Origin of the sequence: Pseudidiomarina sp. (genome assembly GCF_048267825.1) — a bacterium.
In the GTDB taxonomy this organism is placed as follows: Bacteria; Pseudomonadota; Gammaproteobacteria; order Enterobacterales; family Alteromonadaceae; genus Pseudidiomarina.
The window spans coordinates 15,443-31,235 of the sequence record NZ_JBLWWR010000001.1; the positions used below are offsets into that span (position 1 = coordinate 15,443).

The 15,793-nt window shown below is 47.0% G+C and carries 12 protein-coding genes; 7 read left to right on the forward strand and 5 right to left on the reverse strand.

Features of this window, described 5'->3' with window-relative positions:
• A complete protein-coding gene (locus ACN0UN_RS00105) occupies positions 1-1,365 on the forward strand; it encodes an MBL fold metallo-hydrolase RNA specificity domain-containing protein (RefSeq protein WP_417658167.1) in 1,365 nt (454 codons plus the stop codon).
• A gap of 5 nt (positions 1,366-1,370) precedes the next feature.
• Here ACN0UN_RS00105 and ACN0UN_RS00110 read toward each other — a convergent pair whose 3' ends face one another.
• Positions 1,371-2,732, reverse strand: a complete 1,362-nt coding sequence (locus tag ACN0UN_RS00110) for an SLC13 family permease (RefSeq protein WP_417658168.1) — start codon at positions 2,730-2,732, stop codon at positions 1,371-1,373.
• A 113-nt stretch (positions 2,733-2,845) separates the two neighbouring features.
• Between ACN0UN_RS00110 and ACN0UN_RS00115 the strand changes: the two genes are divergently transcribed.
• Positions 2,846-4,882: a BCCT family transporter gene (locus ACN0UN_RS00115; RefSeq protein ID WP_417658169.1), complete on the forward strand. Its 2,037-nt coding sequence runs from the start codon at positions 2,846-2,848 to the stop codon at positions 4,880-4,882.
• A 13-nt stretch (positions 4,883-4,895) separates the two neighbouring features.
• Here ACN0UN_RS00115 and ACN0UN_RS00120 read toward each other — a convergent pair whose 3' ends face one another.
• The 3 genes from ACN0UN_RS00120 to ACN0UN_RS00130 form a co-directional block, all read right to left on the reverse strand.
• Entirely contained in the window at positions 4,896-8,042 is a 3,147-nt protein-coding gene (locus ACN0UN_RS00120; RefSeq protein ID WP_417658170.1) for an EAL domain-containing protein, read from the reverse strand.
• A gap of 79 nt (positions 8,043-8,121) precedes the next feature.
• Positions 8,122-8,571, reverse strand: coding sequence for a GNAT family N-acetyltransferase (locus tag ACN0UN_RS00125; protein ID WP_417658171.1), 450 nt, complete (start codon positions 8,569-8,571; stop codon positions 8,122-8,124).
• Positions 8,571-9,155, reverse strand: a complete 585-nt coding sequence (locus ACN0UN_RS00130; protein WP_417658172.1) for a YceI family protein — start codon at positions 9,153-9,155, stop codon at positions 8,571-8,573. The genes ACN0UN_RS00125 and ACN0UN_RS00130 overlap by 1 nt, the downstream gene beginning before the upstream one ends.
• A 128-nt stretch (positions 9,156-9,283) precedes the next feature.
• Between ACN0UN_RS00130 and ACN0UN_RS00135 the strand changes: the two genes are divergently transcribed.
• A complete protein-coding gene (locus ACN0UN_RS00135) occupies positions 9,284-10,171 on the forward strand; it encodes a mechanosensitive ion channel domain-containing protein (RefSeq protein WP_417658173.1) in 888 nt (295 codons plus the stop codon).
• A 201-nt stretch (positions 10,172-10,372) separates the two neighbouring features.
• A complete protein-coding gene (locus ACN0UN_RS00140; protein ID WP_417658174.1) occupies positions 10,373-10,693 on the forward strand; it encodes a hypothetical protein in 321 nt (106 codons plus the stop codon).
• Here the strand turns inward: ACN0UN_RS00140 and ACN0UN_RS00145 are convergent.
• Positions 10,686-12,818, reverse strand: a complete 2,133-nt coding sequence (locus tag ACN0UN_RS00145) for a putative bifunctional diguanylate cyclase/phosphodiesterase (RefSeq protein WP_417658175.1) — start codon at positions 12,816-12,818, stop codon at positions 10,686-10,688. The genes ACN0UN_RS00140 and ACN0UN_RS00145 overlap by 8 nt on opposite strands.
• A gap of 147 nt (positions 12,819-12,965) precedes the next feature.
• Between ACN0UN_RS00145 and ACN0UN_RS00150 the strand changes: the two genes are divergently transcribed.
• From ACN0UN_RS00150 to prpC, 3 genes are all read left to right on the forward strand, one after another.
• On the forward strand, positions 12,966-13,655 hold the full coding sequence (locus ACN0UN_RS00150; protein ID WP_417658176.1) for a GntR family transcriptional regulator: 690 nt from the start codon (positions 12,966-12,968) through the stop codon (positions 13,653-13,655).
• A gap of 1 nt (position 13,656) precedes the next feature.
• The gene (gene prpB / locus ACN0UN_RS00155) at positions 13,657-14,535 is read left to right on the forward strand and encodes a methylisocitrate lyase (protein WP_417658177.1); all 879 of its coding nucleotides are present in this window, start codon (positions 13,657-13,659) and stop codon (positions 14,533-14,535) included.
• 100 nt (positions 14,536-14,635) lie between these two features.
• The gene (gene prpC / locus ACN0UN_RS00160) at positions 14,636-15,760 is read left to right on the forward strand and encodes a bifunctional 2-methylcitrate synthase/citrate synthase (RefSeq protein WP_417658178.1); all 1,125 of its coding nucleotides are present in this window, start codon (positions 14,636-14,638) and stop codon (positions 15,758-15,760) included.
• Positions 15,761-15,793 lie beyond the last annotated feature (33 nt).

The window sequence follows — 15,793 nt, forward strand, 5'->3', positions numbered from 1 at the left end:
ATGCATCTAACATTTCTAGGCGGTTGTGAAACCGTAACAGGATCAAAATACTTGCTTGAAACTGATACCACGCGGGTGTTGGTGGATTGTGGTTTATTCCAAGGTTACAAGTGGTTGCGGCGACGTAATTGGCAGCCTTTACCCATGGCCATACAGGATGTTGACGCTATTGTTCTGACACATGCTCACCTTGATCATTCGGGATTTATTCCAGTGCTGTATCGCCATGGATACCGTGGCCCTGTGTTTACACATCATGCAACGGCCAGACTGTGCGGGTTACTGTGGCCAGACAGCGGAAGAATTCAGGAAGAAGACGCGAAATTTTACTACCGGCATAAACTCAGCCGACATGAGAATCCAGAACCTTTGTACGATGAAGCAACTGCTGTAGCGGCGCTTGATTTACTTCAAAGCGTTGAATTTAATAAAGAATTCACCATCGGTGATATTACCTTCTATCTTAATCCGGTGGGCCATATTTTAGGAGCTGCCAGTGTTATTGCGGAGCATAAGGGCACGCGTATTGGTTTTAGTGGTGATATTGGTAGGCCGCACGATATATTAATGAACCCACCTGCGCCGTTGCCCGCGGTTGACGTGTTATTACTGGAGTCTACCTATGGTGATCGTCGTCACACTGAAGAAGACCCTTGGGAACAGCTAGCCGACGTTGTGAATGAAACCGCAGCAGGCGGCGGCGTATTGCTGATACCGAGTTTTGCGGTGGGGCGAGCGCAACTGTTGCAGCATATGCTGGTGACACTCATGGCGGAACGCAAGGTGCCGCGAATGCCGATTTTTCTTGATAGCCCTATGGCGATAAAAGCCTCGGACATTTATGGTGACTATCATGAGTTTCATCGGCTTTCAGATGCACAATGCCAGGCTGCAGAAAAAGCTGTTATCTATACGTCACATGTTGAAGACTCAAAAGCAATCGCCAAACAAACAGGGCCTCACATTATTATCGCCGGTAGCGGCATGGCCACTGGCGGGCGTATTTTGCACCATTTTAAGCATTGGTTGGGTGATCATCGGGCCACAGTATTATTTTCCGGGCATCAGGCTGGCGGTACGCGCGGTGCGAAAATGGAGCAGGGTGTGGAGCATATTAAAGTGCACGGTGAATGGTTACCCGTCAAAGCCCGCATTCGCCGTTTAGACGGGCTTTCCGGGCATGCTGATTACAAAGAAATTGGCGATTGGTTAGCGAGTTCTAAGCTACCACCAGACCTTCAAGTGCATTTGGTGCATGGCGAACCGGATGCGCTAGAAGCTATGTCAGACTATTTAAAGCAAACCACCTCGTATGACGTAAATATTGCGGCCTACATGAGTGTGTTGCATTTAGATAACGCGTAAACGCATTAAACAAACAACATAACAATCACGGTGGTAACCACTGCCATGAGCAGGTTGAGCATCATGCCTTCACGCACCATGGTTTTGATGGTAATGCGCTCAGCAGCAAAGACGATTGAGTTCGGTGGTGTTGCTACTGGCAGACAGAACGCACAGCTGCAGGCAATAGCCGCTGGAATCATGAGCATTTCCGGTGGCAACTCAAGTGCTCCGGCAGCAGCGGCCAGAACGGGCATCAGCAAGGTTGCTGTTGCCGTGTTCGAGGTCACTTCTGTTAACAGGCTTACCGAGATAGCCAGGCAGAATACCAACAGCCACGTTGGAAGGCCGCCAAGCCCAACCAGCGCGTCGCCGATAATGTTGCTTAAACCACTACTGACAAAGCCTTGTGCAAGCGCAATACCACCAGCAAACAGCAACAGAATGCCCCAAGGAATGTTCACTGCATCACGCCACTCAAGCAGTGCTGTTCCTTCACGGTCGTGCCACACAAACAACGCCAGCACGCCGATAAAAGCTACTGTGGCGTCGCCAACATCACCTAAGCACAAGGCTCCAGACCAACCGCCAAATGGCGCGGTGCGCGTCATCCACAGCACAATCACCGTACCAAAAACCAAAAGTACGCGCTTTTCAACGCTGCGTATCGGGCCATTTTCGGCTATTTTTAGCATTTCTTGAGTTTTAAGGCCGCGGGTTAACCACCATGCCATTAATGGAATACCGACCACCACGAGCGGCAGGCCCACTTGCATCCAGCGGGTAAAACCAAAGCTTACGCCGGTATAACTTTCATACACCGATGCGAAGATTAAATTAGGCGGCGTGCCGATTAATGTGGCAATACCGCCAACCGAAGCCGAATAAGCGAGCCCGAGCAGTAGTGCGCGTTGGAATTTTTGATCAGAACTGGCGTCGGCCAAGGCTAGCGCGACGGGTAGTAAGGCTAAAACCGCAGCAGTATTTGAGATCCACATCGACAAAAAAGCAGTAGCAATCATAAAGGCGAAAACCACGCGCCTGGCGCTACTGTTACCAAGTTTTCGTACTAACCCCAGCGCAATACGTTTGTGAACGCCGCTCATTTCAACGGCTTTAGCCAACATGAAGGCGGCCATAAACAGTAAGATTATCGGGTTGCCGAGGGCACCGGACACTTCGTTCACACTGGAAATACCGCCTAAAGGTAACAATACGAATGGCAATAGCGAGGTAGCGGGTAGGGCGATGGTTTCAGAAATCCACCACCATGCAACCCAAACGGTTGTCGCTAATGTCCAGGCAGCTGCAGCGGGCATTGCAAAAATAGAATGCGTGAGAAAATAAACAAAAACAGCGGCAGCTGGGCCAGCGATGCGGTGAAACATGGGGTTAGTTGCTCCGATTAATTTGAAAATAGGCTACCAGAGTTGCCGCTGATTTGAAATTTTTCCTCTTAACGCATAGGGTTAAATAACAATTTATAAAGGAGTGAGCACGCATGTCGAGCGAAAAAGCGAAATGGAACTCCGCCATATTGGCACCAGTTTTCTTTCCCGCCGTGGCGGTTATTGCGCTACTTGTTATTGGTACTTTAAGCAACCCTAAACTAGCAGGGGAGTTATTCAGTCAGGTCTTAGCCTGGATAACCAAAGACTTCGGTTGGTTTTATATGTTGGCCGTTGCCATTTTCCTCGTTTTTATTGTCGTTGTTGCGGTATCGAAATGGGGGCGAATAAAACTAGGGCCTGATCATGCCGAACCTGAATACAGTTTCCCCGCTTGGTTTGCGATGCTATTTTCTGCGGGCTACGGTATCGCGCTGCTATTCTTTGGTGTTGCAGAGCCCGTACTGCATTATGCTAGCCCACCTGTTGGTGCTGCCGAAACGGTCGATTCAGCGAAACAAGCCATGCAGATTGCTTATTTTCATTGGGGCTTCCATATTTGGGCTATTTACGGCCTGGTTGGTTTAGTGCTGGCATATTTCTCATTCCGTCATGGCTTGCCCTTATCGATGCGGTCAACCTTGTATCCGCTTATCGGTGAGAAAATACATGGCCCAGCCGGGCATGCGGTAGATACCTTTGCTATTTTGGGTACCATGTTTGGTATCGCCACCACGCTTGGGCTTTCCGTTATCCAGATTAACGCTGGTTTGCACTATCTGTGGCCAGAAATACCAATAAGCAGCACGGTTCAGATTATTGCTATTGCGGTGATTACGGTGTTTGCCATCATGTCCGTTGTGGCAGGTTTGGATAAGGGTATCAAGCGATTGTCCTACGTAAACATGACGTTGGTGCTGTTGCTGCTGTTCTTTGTGTTCTTCGCGGGCCCAACGGTTCATATACTCGAAACCTTTCTTCAGAATACTGGCTCGTACTTGAATAACATTGTTGAACGTACGTTTAACCTGCAGGCCTACTCACGCAGTGACTGGATTGGTAACTGGACACTATTCATCTTTGGTTGGACAATTGCATGGGCGCCGTTTGTTGGTTTGTTTATCGCCAAAATAAGTCGTGGGCGCACCATTCGCCAGTTCGTATTTGGCGTCATGTTCGTACCCACCATGTTTACATTCTTTTGGTTTAGTGTGTTTGGTGATACGGCATTGAGTCTCATTATGAATGAAGGCTATACCGCGCTAATCAGCGAAGTTCAAAACGATGAAGCCATTGCTTTATTTAAGTTGTACGAGCGCCTGCCATGGACCAACTTCCTTTCCATTGCAACGGTTATCCTGATTGTGACCTTCTTTGTAACCTCATCCGATTCAGGCTCATTGGTGATTGATTCGTTAGCCTCTGGCGGTGTCGCAGAAACGCCCGTGTGGCAGCGTGTGTTTTGGGCTACGGCAGAGGGCGTGGTCGCTGGCGTTCTGTTACTGGCCGGTGGTTTAGGTGCCTTACAGACTGCTTCAATAGCGAGTGCCTTGCCGTTCGCGGTGATAATTTTGATCGCCGCATTCGGTATGTGGCGCGCTTTGGTCATTGAAGGGCACCAATATGCCAGCTTGAAAACCGCGATGCGTACACATCGGCGCGGTGTTCATGCCGGGCCTTCGTATTGGAAAAAACGTTTGGCGGGTGTGGTTGATTTTCCGCGTCAAAAAGAGGTTCGCGACTTCATTGAACACACCGTTATGGACTGTTTGAACGACGTGTCGAAAGAGTTGGGCGGGAATAAATGGGACGCGATTGCAGACTATGAGCCTGATCACGTTCGTGCGGTACTTACTATCCGTCGTCAAGATGAAGTTGAGTTCAGCTATGAAGTTCGCATGCGCGCCTATCAACGCCCGCAGTTTGCGATAAATGATAAACGCGACAAATCAGACGCGGAATATTATCGTGCGGAAGTTTTCTTGCGACAGGGCGGTCAGGCTTATGATCTGTACGGTTATGAACCGAATGACATTATCAACGACGTGATTAACCAGTTTGAAAACTATTTGCAGTTCATGCACATATCACCAGGTAGTTTACCTTGGGATCTTGAACAGCATGACGAAGATTTAAAACCGTCGAGTTAACAATACAGTTACGCTAAACGCGGGATTTTAAGAACTGGATTAAATCGGTAAGTGGCATCGGACGGGCGAAGTAAAAGCCTTGTCCGAAGCCACAGCCGAAATCTTTTAAAAGAGTAAGCTGCTCCGGCGTTTCAACACCTTCAGCGACAACTTCTAAGCCAACCTGTCGGGCCATATTAATAATGCCTTGGGTTATTACACGATCACTTGTCGAATCGGACAGCTCCTTGATGAAGGCGCGGTCTATTTTTAATTTTCTTACTGGTAAGGTTTTTAGATAGCTTAACCCGGAGAAACCCGTACCAAAGTCATCAATCGACACACTGATACCAATTTCACGCATCCGTTCCAGCACGGTGATGGCGTTCGAGGTGTTCTCCATCAAGATACTTTCGGTTAACTCGAGCTCGATCATATCGGTGCTGGTGCCGCTTTCAGCTAAGATAGATTCAACTTGTTCAAAGAAGTTGGCCCGGTGAAATTGCAACGCGGATAAGTTAACGGCAACACGTTCTATGCCTAAATTATGCAATTCGTGAATATCTTTACAAGCTTGTTTTAACGCCCAGCGCCCCGCTGGAATGATTTGTCCGGTTGCCTCGGCTAAAGGAATAAATTCAACCGGTGAAATGGCCGTGCCATCTTCCAATGTCCAACGCATAAGTGCTTCAACTGCAACGATTTTATCATTGGATAAATCAACGATGGGTTGGTAATACAATTTAAGGCTTTCGGCGTCGATAGCTTGTTGCAATTGGCTGCGCAATAAAATATCTGATTGCGACATAGATTTTCGCTGCTCAGTGTAAAACTGATAGTGGTTACGGCCTTGTTGCTTAGCTTGAGACATTGCAATGTCAGCTTGTTGAATCAATGACAGGGCATTTTTGACTGTTCGCTTCGACAAGGTAACACCAATGCTGGCGGTTAAGTAAATCTTATGTTCACCAACGGTATATGGCTCGTCAATGCACGTCATAATGTGCTGTACAAAGCCTTCAACTTGCTCTTGGCTGGTTAAATGGGTAGCCGCCATGACAAATTCATCGCCGCTAAAGCGTGCTAATAGGTTGGGTTCCTTGATGCTGCCCTGAAGCCGTGCTGCAACATGCTGCAAAATAGCGTCACCAACTTTTAGCCCTAAACTGTCGTTAACGGGTTTAAAACCATCCAAATCGATAAATAGAACCGCAAGCAGGTTATCGTCTTTTAATTGCCGTTGCTGAGTAAGCATGGCGCTGAGTTCGCGCTCAAATGCGGCGCGATTAAACAGACCCGTTAAACCGTCATGGTTTGCTTGATAGGCTAATTGTTCAGCTTGCTGTTGCACCCGTGTAATGTCTTTACCAATTCCGAACGTACCAATCACGTTACCATCAATAACAATAGGTAAGTTGGTGATATCAAATACTTTGGGCGTGTGGGATGTATGTGTGGTGACAACCGCATCGTACCTCTGACTGCTTAACTTATTGATAACCTGTTCAAAAATAGGTTGCACGCGCGCAAATTGGTCATCGCTTAAAAATGCGTTGAAATGCATATTTAGAACATTTTCGCGAGTTACCTCTAACTGCTGACAGAACGCATCATTGACGTGCGTAAAGCGCCCGTCGCAGTCCAGTGAAAATACCGGATCTGGATGGTGACTAAATAAACTTTTATAGCGTTGTTCGTTAATCGAGAGTTCTTGGCGCTGTTTACGAATTTTACGCTGGCTGAGCGCAATGCGCTGACTGTGATGGCGTAAAGCTTTATTTTGCTCAAACATCAGAACGAAAGCCAAACTAAATAGTAGCCCTAACGCAACAATCGCAGTGCGCATGTTGGCGGCCCAGGATAGCTCGGAGAAATCATATAAAGTTGCGGTTAATTCCAGCTTTGGGCCATGAGATATTTGCAGTTCACTACTGGCTAAAATCAATTCATTTTGATGGGAAGGCTTGTTGGTTTCGAAGCTACGTTCTGCATGTTGCGATAAACGCGTATACACTTTTATCTGATCGTTAGTTAGCCGCGTGGCCGGATTCAACATTGTGTCTAAGTCGAACACAGCAATCAAATAGCGCACGTCGTCAATGACATCAGCAATCGGCAGAATCATCAGGGCTACAGCGGATAGATCAGTGTGTACAAAGTTTAATTCAGGAATAATAAAGTGGGTGTCGATATGGTGCTGCTCAAGCCATTGCTGCACTTCAGGATCAGCCAATACCTGTAAACTCGCTATTTTACTATCCGCGCGATGTTCTTGCCAAATTGTGCCTTTATTCCCATCCAGCGCAGAAAGACTGAGTAAATGCGGAATATCGCGTAGGTAAGCGCGCACATCGGCACGGCGGTCAAAATCGAACTCATTTTCTGCGGCGACTTCCCAGCGCTCTGTCATCCGTTCCATTAATTGGACATTGACCATGGCCATTGTTGCACGCGCCGAAGCGAGTCGTGTTACTTCGGTTTCGGCTTGAGCTTGAATGTTTTTCAGGCTTGAATAACCCATCAAGTACCAGACTGAACTGGTAAGAAAGACCGCGATAAAGCCAATGAGCATCGCTTGCTTACTTGGCAGCACCGCAACTGGATTATCCTGCTGGGCAAGTAAGCTGTAGCCAACTCCCAGAATAAGAATGAGTACCGCGGCAACACTGGTGATATCAGGATGGGGACCCAACCACATGAAGCCGTTTGGATTGATATGCGCCGCAAGCATGGCTATTGCCGATAAGGTAACCAGTGCTGCCGTAACGCGTAACCAAATGCGTTGGATAGGGTGCCGTGGATTTAACGCGAGCATGATGCCAAGAACGATAAATAATAAGATCATGGCGGGGTAAATAGCTGCCTCAAGTTCGGCTAGCCACGGCATGAAGAGTATTTTGTAAAGGTTGGTTGTAACCAACAAACTCTGTAGCGCTGCTGCAATAATAACGCCACTACCGATAAATTGTAGCACCCGTTTTTTAAACAAAAGCCCAGCAATAGCAAAGCTTATGGCAATACAGATAAGGGATGAATTGTTGGACAACATTTGGTCGAATAGACTTTGCGGTTCAACCACGGCATTCATTAACAAGCCCAACACACCAATCGTTAGGGTAGCGACTAGTGCAGTAAAAAGCGTTGCTGAAACAACGAGTGGATTAATCCGAACCTTCGACAATTGAGATAGTGCCCTATTAAACTTTTATGAACGTCTGTCGGGTCACTATAGGGGAGATGCATTTACAAGGTCAACACACTTAGTAACGCATGAGCAATCGATGTTCGCCGGGGCCCAGGAAATTATCAATCTGGCACTCATTCGAGAACCCCATCTTTTGATAGAGCGCTATCGCTGCTTGATTAGTTGGTGAAACACTGAGTTTGAGGTGCTTAAACTGATTCGCAGGTTGACTGATGTGGTTTATCAGATGCTTGACCAACAGGGCACCGATACCTTGACCGCGAGCCTGTTGGTCTATCAGTAACGACATGATCCAAAGTTCATTATCGGTGCCAGGTGCGGCTAACAAATATCCCAATACTCGATGCGGTTGGGTTGCAACAATAGTAAACTCTGGCCACTGCGCGATTGCTTGATAAAATAGCGCACTCGGGTAGCCCTCAAGCGCATAAGTTTCGCGCTCAAGAGCTTCAAGCAGAGGCACGTCAGCCGCGCGTGCTGGCCGAATGGTTAAATCGGGTTGCATTAACGGGTAAACTGCACACTAAAGGTAACCGGAACGCTGTAATCAATACGTGCTAAGCCAGCAATTTCACGTAACTTATCAATACCGCTAACCAAGCCGAATGCTTGAGTGTCGATAATGACCGGCTGTGTTGTGGTTGCCAGAAAGCGGTCTTCGCTAAGGCGCGTTATCTGCATGTGCGCGCTTACCGTGTCAGAATCGCCAGCAATGTAAACCATCATATCTGCTGATAATGGCAAGGTTTCACCCACAGGCATGTCGAGCAACACAGTGTCTTCAATTGTTGCTGTAGCGCTTACAATAGGGTATTCATTCGAATTAAAGAGGTGCTCAAGCATGCGCTCGTTACGAATGGGAATTTGTGTGTCTAAACTGACAACTGGAATTTCTATGGTGACAGTATTGTTTTGCCACTCACCTTGAAGTTCAGTAAAACGATGTACTTCAGCAACATGATCATTTTTAACTGAAACAAAGTTGAGTTCCGAGTTGTCACTGTCAAGCTGCCAGGTGTCAGCATGAGCGACACCCACTAAAAGACCAGCTGAAATAAAACTGCTCACTATAATATTTCTTAGAGACATACTGTTACTCCTCTTGTTGGGCTATAAAAGATAGCATATACATCAAATTTACTCGAGCAGCGGGCATCATAATTGATAATCTGATGTATGATGAGTTACCACGTGTTAGATAGGGAACAAATATAACTATGTATACGGATTCACTCACGAATTTGTTCAGCGAGTTTCAATTTTCGGAGCAATTACTGCGTCCCGTTATCTCAACTCTGATCTTGATTGCCGCGATTGTTATCGCGCGTGCAATCCTTGCTAAATTTATTCGTAAAAGTGTCCGTTCAACTGATTTGCGTCGACGTTGGTTTGTTCACACGCGTAATGCACTGTTGTTGCTGATGGTGGTTGGTTTAATGCTCATATGGGCAGAAGAGCTGCGCACACTGGCGCTCGGAATTGTTGCCATTGCTGTGGCATTCGTCGTTGCTACGAAAGAACTCATTATGTGTTTAACCGGCAGCCTGGTTAAATCAAGCGGCAGCGCATTCAGTATCGGTGACCGAATACAAATTAAAGACTTCCGTGGTGATGTTATCGATCAAAATCTACTAACAACTACAATATTGGAAGTAGGGCCGGGCAAGCACTCGCATCAGCGTACCGGGCGCATGATCTCAATACCTAATTCGCTATTTGTATCCGAGCCTGTTACCAACGAAAGTTATACGCATGACTTTGTATTGCACGTATTTACGGTGCCGTTTAAGCGTGAAGACAACTGGCATGCAGCGCAACAAGCCCTTCTGGAAGCCGCCAACCGGCACTGCTCCGATTATGTTGAGCAAGCCCGACGTTACATGCAGCGCATGAGTGATCATCGTGGTATCGATGTGCCATCGGCTGATCCTCGCGTGACCATTTCAGTACCCGCCGCCGGTGAAATCCACTTAATTGTGCGTTTCCCGACAAAATCAGGCACCCGCAGTTTCATGGAACAAACCATTCTTAACGACGTGTTTTTGAATAATGATTTCACCAGCACAACACTAAAAGAACTGGAACAACAAAATCCAGAGAACTGATCGAACCTGACGACTTAAATTAACCTGCGTTAGCGAATGTTATATTGCGTTTCGGCAAGAAGCGTCTTATGCTTGCCCGAAGTCAATCGTCATAAATAAATGTTAATAAAAGATTATCTATCTCCCGATAGATAAGTCAGGGAAAGGTGGTCAGGAAGGGACTCCTCTTTTACTTGAGTTACGGGTGTCACGGAGGTTCTATTGAATCGTTCAGTTGTTGTATTTGCATGCGCTAACAGTATTTTGCTTGCCGGCTGCGGTGACATACATCCTGCTTGCGAAACGAGTCAGGCACGTTCAGCACTTATGCAGGCCGTGGGCGCCCGAGCAGTGGCAAACAAAGCGATTCACATAGAGCATATTAGTACATTGCGAACCAATTATGTAACCGGCGAGGTGCTATGTGCTGCAACCGTAGTTACCACGGACATATTCGCAAACAAGGAAAAATCAACGATTGGCTTTAATGTGCAGTATGACGGTCAAAATCAGCTTCATGTGAGCGTGTACGGCACTAACTGAGACTCTTAAGAAAGTCGCTGGCTGGTGCAGGGCGTCCAAATAAGTAGCCCTGATAAAGGTCGCAGCCATGTGCAGCTAAATAGTCGCGTTGCGCCTGAGTTTCGACACCTTCAGCGATGATCTTCAAATCAAGACTATGCGCCAATTGAATCATCGCGCGCACAATGGACGCCATGGACGGTTGGGTGAGCATGTCACGAATGAAACTTAAGTCGATTTTTAACGTTTCGAATGGAAGTTCTGCCAAGTAAGCCATTGACGAGTAACCAGTACCGAAATCATCAATCGCAAAATGCACCCCGATTCTTTGCAGTTCGTTCATTTTTTCAGCAACCAAATCAACATCGTGCACCATGACACTCTCTGTTACTTCTAACTTCAGTAAATGCGGCTGAATACCGTGATACTTGATTTGCGCGAGTAGCCCTTGAACAAAATCGGGTTGTTGAAATTGGTGTCCGCTAACGTTCACGGCCAGAGTAAGTTGCTGAGTCTGCGGTTGCTGTTGCCAGTTATTTAATAGTTCGCAGGCCTGTTCAATAATTAGATGACCCAGGGAAATAATTAAACCAGTTTCTTCGGCTAACGGAATAAATTCGGCGGGCGAAATGAATCCATGCTTGGGGTGTGGCCACCGCAGTAGAGCTTCAGCACCTACCACCTGATCGTCACTGTTCACTTGCGCTTGCACGTATAGCTGCAGTTCTTGTTTCTCGATAGCCAGTCGAAGATCGTGTTCTAAGTTAATGCGTTGCGTTGCCTGCTCGGCAAATTCAGTGCGGAAAATTTCAATACCACTGTGGTGATGATCGTTTTTTGCGTGAGCCAGTGCCAAGCTGGCTTGTCCTAATACCGTGTCAGCATCAGAGCCCGCACTAAATCGTGTGATGCCAACTGAAACTGTAGAAAGATGCGTGAAGTGACCCAACTGATAAGATTGTTCCAATTGCATTTGGATATCTTTTATCAGTAGCAAAACTGTATTTTCTGAGGCGGCAACATCCGCTTCATGCGGGCACGGTAGGATGATGGCAAACTCATTGCCCCCAAGGCGCGAAACGAAACTTGATGAGTTGGTTTCGGTGGCAAATACGTTACGCAAGCGTTTTGCGACTTGCTGCAGCATTAAATCACCGTAGCTGGCACCGTAGGTATTGTTTAATGCCTTAAATTTATCCAGATCGAAAATTGCCAGTGCAAAATGGTAACCGGTAAGTTGCTGTAACTTATCGAGCAACATTTGCCTGTTCGCCAGGCCCGTTAAGCTATCCTGAGTTGCCAAATTATGAATTATTTTGTCGGCGGCTTTTTGCGATTTAGCCTGAGTGTATAGACGTTTATCAACCAAGGTGCCGATAACTGCGGCAATGGCTGCAAGCATGGCCGCGAAACCAATGGTGTAGGCTAGCCAATCGTCGTGCTGATGACCACCGCTGTTATATGGGGTGGCGTAAAAACGCGCCGCAAACATTGCGGTGTAATGCATGCCACTAATGGCCAATGCAATAATTGCGGCTGGCAATAACCGGCTAAATAATCGTTCAAGTTCGGTGCGCCGAGCCCACTCGGCCATAGCTCGATAGGTGAGCATGGCTATGGTGCCAAGCAACAACGCGACAATAATTGACTTAACAAACCAACGCACATCGTATAGCAGCACGCCATTAAATTGCATAGCAGCCATGCCAATGTAATGCATAGCGCCAATGCCAAGACCTAAGATTAAGCCAGCGAAAATCGTCTTGATCAAGCCAGCCTGAAACGGGGCATCCACTTTAACTTGAGTGCCCAAGGCATACCAATTCGCAAAAATAGCAGGCAGCACAGAAACCAGTGTGATACCAACGTGATGCTTAATAGTGACCGGGATCTGAAAGGCGATCATGCCGATAAAGTGCATACTCCAAACCGTAATGCCTGCAATGCACGCGCTTATAAAAATCCACATCCTACGAAATTTGGGTTGGCGATAAGAGTTTGCTCGTGTGAGCGTCAGTAACGACGTGTAAACGCCCAGTAAAGCAACGAAATACGAAAGCAGAACTAATGGGAGGTTATGATCACCGATTACCACGCCTTGATTTGCCTGGCCAAAATCGAGAAATGTTTTAAGCAGCTCGTTCATACGCGCCTTAGAGTTGTTTTTTTATATTACGTAGGACAATGTCAAGTGGTTCATTTGTTGATTGTCGACAATAAAATCCAAATGGCGCTTGGAATTTGGCTTTATTCCTCGTAAAATGCGCATTATCATTTATACATGTCGACAATTATGACAGAAACCCTTCAGAGTCCGTTGTGGCGCTCGCCAGTAACCTCGTCCGACCGCTTACTGCTTGAAATGCAGCGCGCCATTGTCGAGGGCGAAATTGCCGCGGGCAGCAAAATCAGTGAACCTGAACTTGCGCGCAAATTTGATGTAAGCCGAGCGCCATTGCGTGAAGCTATGGCACGCTTAGAGCGTTGTCACTTAATTGAACGCATTCCAAACGCTGGAGCACGTGTTGTCACCTTGTCGGCTGACGGCTTAAAAGCATTGTATCAGATCCGTGAGGAACTGGAGGGATTAGCTTGCCGATTAGCTGCTGAAAACATGGATGAGCACGAAGTTAATCAGTTACGCGAATTGTTGGACCAACATTTAGCGTCGCAACGCGTGCGTGAAGGTGAGAGTTATTACCAAGAAGCCGGTGATTTAGATTTCCATTATCGCATCATCTTGGGTAGCAAAAATCCTTATCTGATTAATATGCTGTGCGACGAACTGTACTTTTTAGTGCGCATGTATCGTGTGCAATTGGGTATGAACGGGCCTCGGGTGTCGCGGGCATTTGATGAGCACAAAGCAATTATTAATGCCATTGCGAGCCGTGATGGTGAATTGGCGGATCTGTTGATGCGCCGTCACATTGCTGCGTCGCGCGGCAATATTGAATTAAAACTGCAACAATTGGGGAAGTAACATGACACAGATTCATAGTGCTGGCGCAAAGTTTCGCCAGGCCATTGCCGACAACAAGCCTCTGCAAATAGTAGGTACAATTAATGCCTACACGGCCATGATGGCTGAGCGCGTGGGTCACCAAGCGCTATACTTATCGGGCGCTGGCGTTGCCAATGCATCGTACGGCTTGCCTGACTTAGGTATGACTTCGTTGAACGATGTTTGTGAAGACATTCGTCGTATTACGGCCGCTACCGATGTACCTTTATTGGTTGATGCAGATACCGGTTGGGGTGGAGCGTTTAACATTGCGCGCACTGTAAAAGAAATGACCCGGGCTGGCGCGGCAGGTTTTCATATTGAAGATCAGGTTGCGCAAAAACGTTGCGGCCATCGCCCGAACAAAGAAATTGTTTCTCAAGTAGAAATGGTTGACCGTGTTAAAGCTGCAGTTGATGCCCGTATTGATGATCAGTTTTTTATCATGGCGCGCACCGATGCATTTCAACAGGAAGGTTTGGACGCTGCAATTGCGCGCGCTCAAGCTTGTGTTGAAGCTGGCGCTGATGCAATTTTTGCTGAAGCTGTGCACACCTTGGAAGACTATAAAGCATTTACCGATGCCTTGAATGTGCCGGTACTTGCCAACATTACTGAATTTGGTGCCACGCCACTATTTAGCAAGGATGAGCTGGCGGAAGTCGGCATTGAATTGGTGCTGTATCCGTTGAGCGCGTTCCGTGCCATGAATAAAGCAGCACTTAATGTTTATGAAAGCATTCTAACGAAAGGGCATCAAAAAGATGTGGTCGATAGTATGCAAACGCGTGCGGAATTGTACGATTTTCTGAATTACCACGCATTTGAAGATAAGCTTGATCAATTATTTAAAAAATAAAAAACGTTATGCGTTAATCGTTAGTCGTTAAATCATTAACGACAAGCGCAGCGATCGAATAACGAATAACGAACAACGGCTTTTCAATTAAGGAGTTAATATGTCGGATAAGAAATTAACAGGCGCGGGTTTACGCGGACAAGTAGCTGGCGAAACAGCATTGTGTACGGTAGGTAAAAGTGGTTCGGGTTTAACCTATTCCGGGTATGACATCAAAGAACTAGCCGACAAAGTGAGCTTTGAAGAAGTTGCGTACCTATTAGCGCAAGGCGAATTACCAACCAAAAATCAGTTGGCCGAGTTCAAAGCACGCCTGAAGCAACAACGTGGTTTACCGCAAGCATTGAAAGACGTGTTAGAGCGTATTCCGGCCGACGCACATCCAATGGACGTGATGCGTACTGGCTGCTCTTTCCTAGGTAACCTCGAGCCAGAAGAAGACTTTAGCCAAGCGGATGCGAAAATTGAGCGTATGCTCGCTGCATTCCCAAGTATCCTGTTGTACTGGTACCGCTTTAGTCATGACGGTAAGCGCATTGAAACGCAAACTGATGATGATTCAATTGGCGCACACTTCTTGCATTTGTTGCATGATAAAGCACCGTCTAAGCTACACACTGACGTGATGAATACCTCACTGATTTTATACGCAGAGCACGAGTTCAATGCGTCGACCTTTACTGCACGTGTTTGTGCATCAACGTTGTCAGATATTTTCTCATGTGTAACTGGCGCAATTGGCTCGTTACGTGGACCATTGCATGGCGGCGCAAATGAAGCGGCGATGGAATTGATTGAGAATATGAAAGACGCCGACGATGCTGAGCAGACATTAATGGGTATGCTTGAGCGTAAAGAAAAAATCATGGGCTTTGGTCATGCTGTGTATCGTGAATTTGATCCACGCAATGACATCATCAAAGCATGGTCTGAGAAGCTTGGTAAAGAGTTTGGTGACAGCCGTTTGTATGACGTTTCTGTGCGCTGTGAAGAAGTGATGTGGCGCGAGAAGAAGTTATTCCCGAATGCGGATTTCTTCCATGCATCGGCGTATCACTACATGGGCATTCCGACCAAATTGTTTACGCCAATTTTCGTGATGTCACGCGTTAGCGGCTGGACCGCGCACGTTAAAGAGCAACGTGCGAATAATCGTATTATTCGTCCAAGCGCGGATTATATAGGCCCAGAACCGCGTCCTGTACCTGCTTTAGAAGACCGTTAAGCAGATGGAAAGAGGCGCTTCGGTGCCTCTTTG